Source organism: Bacillus sp. SIMBA_008, assembly GCF_046535495.1.
In the GTDB taxonomy this organism is placed as follows: Bacteria; Bacillota; Bacilli; order Bacillales; family Bacillaceae; genus Bacillus; species Bacillus subtilis.
Window position 1 is genome coordinate 1 of the sequence record NZ_JAWRWL010000520.1, and the last position, 269, is coordinate 269.

Here is a 269-nt window from a genome sequence, read left to right on the forward strand (position 1 = left end):
CTGCGCGGCCGCAGCCGGCTGGGGCTCACGCCCGAGGTTCCCGCCGAGGGCACTCTCGAGCAGCACGAGCTCGTCGCGGCCGCGATCGCGCGCGGCGACGCCGACGCCGCCGAAGACCTCTCCCGAGGCCACATGCGCCAGGTGTGGACGGAGATCCACGTCGACTGACGCCGTGGATCAGGAGCGGGCGGCGAGCGCTGCCTCGTAGAGGTCGCGGGATGAGACCTCCGACAGCGGCGCCACGTCGCGGGCAGCGTCCTTCAGTCGCG

Annotated in this window: 1 protein-coding gene; it reads left to right on the plus strand. The window is 74.0% G+C overall.

The genetic code is table 11. The annotated features are described in order from the left end of the window. Window positions 1–18: 18 nt before the first annotated feature. Window positions 19–168 carry an FCD domain-containing protein gene (locus SB658_RS24280; protein WP_410602915.1) on the plus strand — a complete coding sequence of 50 codons (150 nt, stop codon included), beginning with the start codon at window positions 19–21 and terminating at the stop codon, window positions 166–168. Window positions 169–269: the final 101 nt, after the last annotated feature.